Raw genomic sequence first — 5,051 nt, forward strand, 5'->3', positions numbered from 1 at the left:
ATAGAATTAGCTGAATGGGGAATATATTTAGCTGAAACTCGAACAGAATAGGCATTTCTATAGATTAGAAAGAGAATATTTCAATCCCTCTGGTACTCCAAATTTAACTTTAGTAAATTTTTAGAAGTAACAGAAGTGAATCTGTGTTTAACTGCAACTAGTAAGTTGCAGTTTTTTATTGGTATCGTTTCGACATAACCATTTTAAGGTGGAAAATAGTTGCGCTACCATTCCTGTGTACAGTGGATATGAAATACGGTACTTGTTGGAGAACCGAGCCATGTTGAAGCAGTCGTTTTAATGACAAGGGCGTAGACCGAAGCTATTAATTACGAATGCTTTATAAGATAGTTGTCGTAGAGCGGTAGTGACGAGGTAACAGTGAATCGATGAGTGTGTAGTATTAATGTCAAAAGTTAAAACTAGTGAATAAATGAAGTATAGAAAATAAAGGCTTACTCTAAGGCTATCGTTAAAGGATATCGGTAACTTGGAGTAAGTCTTTATTTTAATTTACGAAATCTAAGGAGTATTGTATAATAAAATAAATTAAGTTGATTAAGAGGGAAATATATAATTTAAGTTTTGGAGGTGAGCGTGTGATAGAAATTAGACCTAGTTTTAAAGATATAGAATCATTTGAGGAATTTAACAAGTACTATTGGTATCGAGAAGAACTTTCACAAATATGTAAGTCTCTTGGACTAGAGTATAGATGTACAAAGAAAGAATTGAACTATATTATTGAACAATATTTCAAGGGAAATAGAATAGAAAAGTCTACAAGAAAAGTAAACAAAAAACATGTCGAAGTAATATCTTTAAATACACCATTGCTAGAATGTGGTTTTTCCTTTAACCAAAAATTTAGAGATTATTTTTCAGCTGTAACAGGAGTTAGCCCGTTTAAATTTAATTCTGATATGGCAACGGCTTGGAGAAAAGTAAAAAGTGATAACGATAAAGAATTTACAATTCAAGATATGATAAAAATATATTATGGAGAATCAGATTATGCAAAGTATGATAATTCGACTTGTCAGTGGAATCAATTTCTAAAAGATTTTTGTGCAGATGAACACAGCAATAATTATTCTAACAAGTTAAAAGTTGCGGCTATCCTTTGGAAAGAAGTTAGAGAATCAAAGAATGAAAAGATTTATTCAAAACAACTTCTAAATGAATATGGATTCAAATTAGAGGAGTACCGCAAATAAAAATATATCGGATACTTTTTAACGATAGCTCATATTTGAAAAATTACGAGGAGATTATAAGATGAACGATTATATAAAATTAAATGAAGATAGATGGAATAATGTAAAAAATGCCTATACTGAGCCATTGACACATGAAGAATTAGAAGAAGCTAGAAATAATCCAATTTCTGTTGCATTAACTGTTGGGAAAAAAGTTCCAAAAGAATGGTTTGAAAAAGCAAACGGAAAAAAGATATTAGGTTTAGCTTGTGGTGGTGGTCAGCAAGGCCCAGTTTTTGCTGTAAAAGGTTATGATGTAACCATAATGGATTTTTCTAAATCACAATTGCAAAGAGACGATATGGTTGCTAAAAGAGAAGGATTAAAAATCAACACAGTTCAAGGTGATATGACAAAACCATTTCCATTTGAAAATGAAACTTTTGATATTATTTTTAATCCAGTTTCAAATGTATATATAGAAGATTTAGAAAACATGTATAAAGAAGCCTCTCGAGTATTGAAAAAGGGTGGATTGTTAATGGTCGGATTCATGAATCCTTGGATATACATGTACGATGCTGACATTGTATGGGACAAACCTGATGAGGAATTACATCTAAAATTTTCAATCCCTTTTAATTCAAAAGAGCTTGAAGAGGAAGGCAAGATAACTATAAATCCAGAATATGGATATGAATTTAGCCATACCTTAGAAACTCAGATTCGAGGACAACTTAAAAATGGTCTTGCTATGATAGATTTTTATGAATCGTGTGACAAAAGACATAGATTATCACATTATGGAAACGACTATATAGCTACACTTTGCATTAAACTATAATGGTAAGGAAAAGTAAAAAAAAATTGTGAATTTTATTCATGATAAGAATGTTTACTCTATATTTTTTATGATTTGTAAATTACAAATAACATAGTATAATAGGATAAAGAAAGTTGATTAAGGAAAAAAATGAGATTTATATGAAATTTTTGAGATGAGTGTGCGATAGAAATTAGACCAAATTTTAAAAATATAAAAGTTAAAGTCAAATTATTACGGAAAATAAATTCCAAAAAATTAAATTACGATGAAAAATAAAAAAAAGTTTTTTTCAGAATCTCCGCGAAGCGATTAAACTGTGAAATTTATGTTAAGATTTACTTTATAAGTATCGCCTTTATACCTATCATTTAAGATAGAGAAATTTAGATTTGTGAAAGTGTTGACAGTTTGGATACTGTCCATAAGATTTATGAATATTTGTTTATCATCAAAACTATTCAGATATAGTGCACGTAAAGCCAATCTTTTCGCTAATATAGGCTTACTAAATCCTTTAGGTTGAGATGTAAATATATTAGCTAAAGAATGTGAAATATAACCTTCCATAGAACAACTAGCCTTAGTCTTTAATAATCGTTGTAGAGGAACCTAATTGTCTAAAATATACTTTCTTCTTTCCTCAATGATTTCTCTTCTATCTAGAAATTTTTCAGAAAAAATCTCAAGTCACAGTTTAAATGATATGTGGTTATCAGATTCAATAAATTGTTTAGCTAATTCATATTTATCCATATTAGAGTACGTAGTAATACGCTGTAGAGCCTGCGTTGCATGGAATTTATCAAGTACATAATGAGTTTTAGTAGTATCTAATATATAACGAGTAGCTTTAATCCAATTAGCCCCATCACAAAGAATATAAATATTCTCGACATAATCAAGATCATATGTACGATAGACATACTCATATATCCTATCTCTAAATTTAGAAATGTTCTCCAATTCATCAAGGATAATGAATCTATCAGTATATTCGTTTTTTATACGATAAGAGTAGATTTTAGCAGCTTTGATCATTTGTTTTTTGACGGGATAAGGAGACTTCTTAGGTTTTTGAATAGAAATATAATGTTCATCAAGTTCAATAAAAATGTCTTTAACCTTATGTTGTTTAAGAGGGAAGACGGTATTAATATTGGAACGTTTAATATAGTTAGCGATAATAGCGCGAGAAATATATTTTTCTTTATCTGTAGAGAAATCACTCTTAAAAATATATTGTCCAAGTATTTGACCGATAATAGAATAAGAAGTATGTTTCTCGGCAAGGAAGAGAAGTTTATTAATAACATCATTATCGAAAACAACACTAGGAGAAATATTAAGGAGAGAATCTAAGTAGTAAAAATGATTTTTACCATTTTTATCGACATAAGCACGTCTTTTAAAAGTAACTTCTCCAAATAAAGTGATGATAGTTCGAGAATAAGTACCTTTAGGGTAGTATAAATCCTTTCGTTGAGGAGAGTTGAAGTAATCCTCATCTAATTTTTCAAGAGTAAGGATGACGTTTTTATGATAGAATCCATGACAACTATATTAGGGATTGAGAATAAATCGGACAAAGATATTTTAGAATTTGTATATCTTAGACTTCTGTTTACATGCGTGGTGATGAAAGATAAGATATACTCTGAAAAAATTTTTAGAGTATTTTCAATGTTTTTGATAAAGATTTGTGTTATAATGTTCATATCAATAAATTCCTTTCTGTAAGTGTCGCAATTTATAGTTTAAAGGAATTTATTCTTTTTTTTTACCTTTTCCATAATAATTTTACTATATCGTTAACCACTGAATTTTTAGACAATAAGGAGACTTTTTAGTATAATAAAAGGAATCAATCTAATCAAAGGAGAAAATAATGAAAAATTTATTTATTGATACTAATATTTGGCTTTCGCTATATGATTTTACCAATGATGATTTATCTAAATTTAAAAAATTAAAGTCTCATTTAGGAGAGACAATTAAGTTGGCTATACCTAAACAGATTAAATATGAAATTATTAGAAATAGAGAAAATAAACTAAAAAACTCAATGAAGAAATTTTCTTTGGACCTGCCTAAATTTCCAGTATTTACAAAAGAGTATAAACAATATAAATCTTTTATAAAGCAGATGAATGAACTTCACTCTAACTTTGAAGATTGGAAGAAAGATATTGAAAAAGATATTGCTGAAGAAAATCTACCTGCAGATAAGACGATATTGGAATTTTTTGAAGGTGCTGATTATATTGATTGTGAGGAAGTAATAGACCTAGGATATAAGAGATATAAAATAGGGAATCCCCCAGGAAAAGACAACAAATACGGAGATGCCATAATCTGGGAAGCGCTACTTAAAAATATCCCAAATGGTGAGGACTTATATATAATAAGTGCGGATAGTGATTATCGTTCGATTATTGATGAAAAAAAAATTAATCCTTTTTTAGAAAAAGAGTGGAATGCAAAAAAAAAATCAAGTATAAAATTTTATACTAACTTAGTAGATTTTTTAAAGGAACACGTGAAGGATATCGATTTACAAACTGAACGTGAAAAACTAGAATTAATAGAAAAATTAAAATTAAGTAATAGTTTTAATAGTACACATAAAATAATTGATAAGCTGAATAAGTATAGCAGTTGGTCTAATATCCAGATTGAAGAATTGTGTGAATCTGCGATTAATAACAATCAAGTGAGTTTAATTATAGGTGATAAGGATGTTAATGAATTTTATACAGAAATATTATCCGATTTAGATTCAGATTTAATTCATAATGAAAAAGTTATAGAAGTGAAAAACATGTTGTTAAGAATATAACCCCAATTATATTTTTTTAAAAGAAGTTTTGCAACAATGATATGTTCCCCCCTTTTTTACTAAACAAATCAGTGGAAGGGATATTATTATGCGTTATAGTTATGAATTTAAAATAAAATGTGTCAAGATGTATGTAAGAGGAGAGAGTATAAGATTACTTTGTATAACAACTTGAACTAATATTAAGAGT

Annotated in this window: 5 protein-coding genes; 3 read left to right on the forward strand and 2 right to left on the reverse strand. The window is 28.6% G+C overall.

The window, feature by feature from the left end:
* Positions 1-599: 599 nt before the first annotated feature.
* Positions 600-1,217 carry an SAP domain-containing protein gene (locus tag RWN11_RS07050; RefSeq protein ID WP_314161041.1) on the forward strand — a complete coding sequence of 206 codons (618 nt, stop codon included), beginning with the start codon at positions 600-602 and terminating at the stop codon, positions 1,215-1,217.
* 61 nt (positions 1,218-1,278) lie between these two features.
* On the forward strand, positions 1,279-2,043 hold the full coding sequence (locus tag RWN11_RS07055; protein WP_314161042.1) for a class I SAM-dependent methyltransferase: 765 nt from the start codon (positions 1,279-1,281) through the stop codon (positions 2,041-2,043).
* A gap of 291 nt (positions 2,044-2,334) precedes the next feature.
* Here RWN11_RS07055 and RWN11_RS07060 read toward each other — a convergent pair whose 3' ends face one another.
* Both RWN11_RS07060 and RWN11_RS07065 read right to left on the reverse strand, forming a co-directional pair.
* On the reverse strand, positions 2,335-2,592 hold the full coding sequence (locus RWN11_RS07060; protein WP_314161043.1) for a hypothetical protein: 258 nt from the start codon (positions 2,590-2,592) through the stop codon (positions 2,335-2,337).
* 120 nt (positions 2,593-2,712) lie between these two features.
* Positions 2,713-3,552 carry a UPF0236 family transposase-like protein gene (locus tag RWN11_RS07065; RefSeq protein ID WP_314161045.1) on the reverse strand — a complete coding sequence of 280 codons (840 nt, stop codon included), beginning with the start codon at positions 3,550-3,552 and terminating at the stop codon, positions 2,713-2,715.
* A 358-nt stretch (positions 3,553-3,910) separates the two neighbouring features.
* Between RWN11_RS07065 and RWN11_RS07070 the strand changes: the two genes are divergently transcribed.
* A complete protein-coding gene (locus RWN11_RS07070; protein WP_314161044.1) occupies positions 3,911-4,861 on the forward strand; it encodes a PIN domain-containing protein in 951 nt (316 codons plus the stop codon).
* Positions 4,862-5,051: the final 190 nt, after the last annotated feature.

It is taken from the genome of uncultured Gemella sp. (genome assembly GCF_963519265.1).
Taxonomy (GTDB): Bacteria; Bacillota; Bacilli; order Staphylococcales; family Gemellaceae; genus Gemella.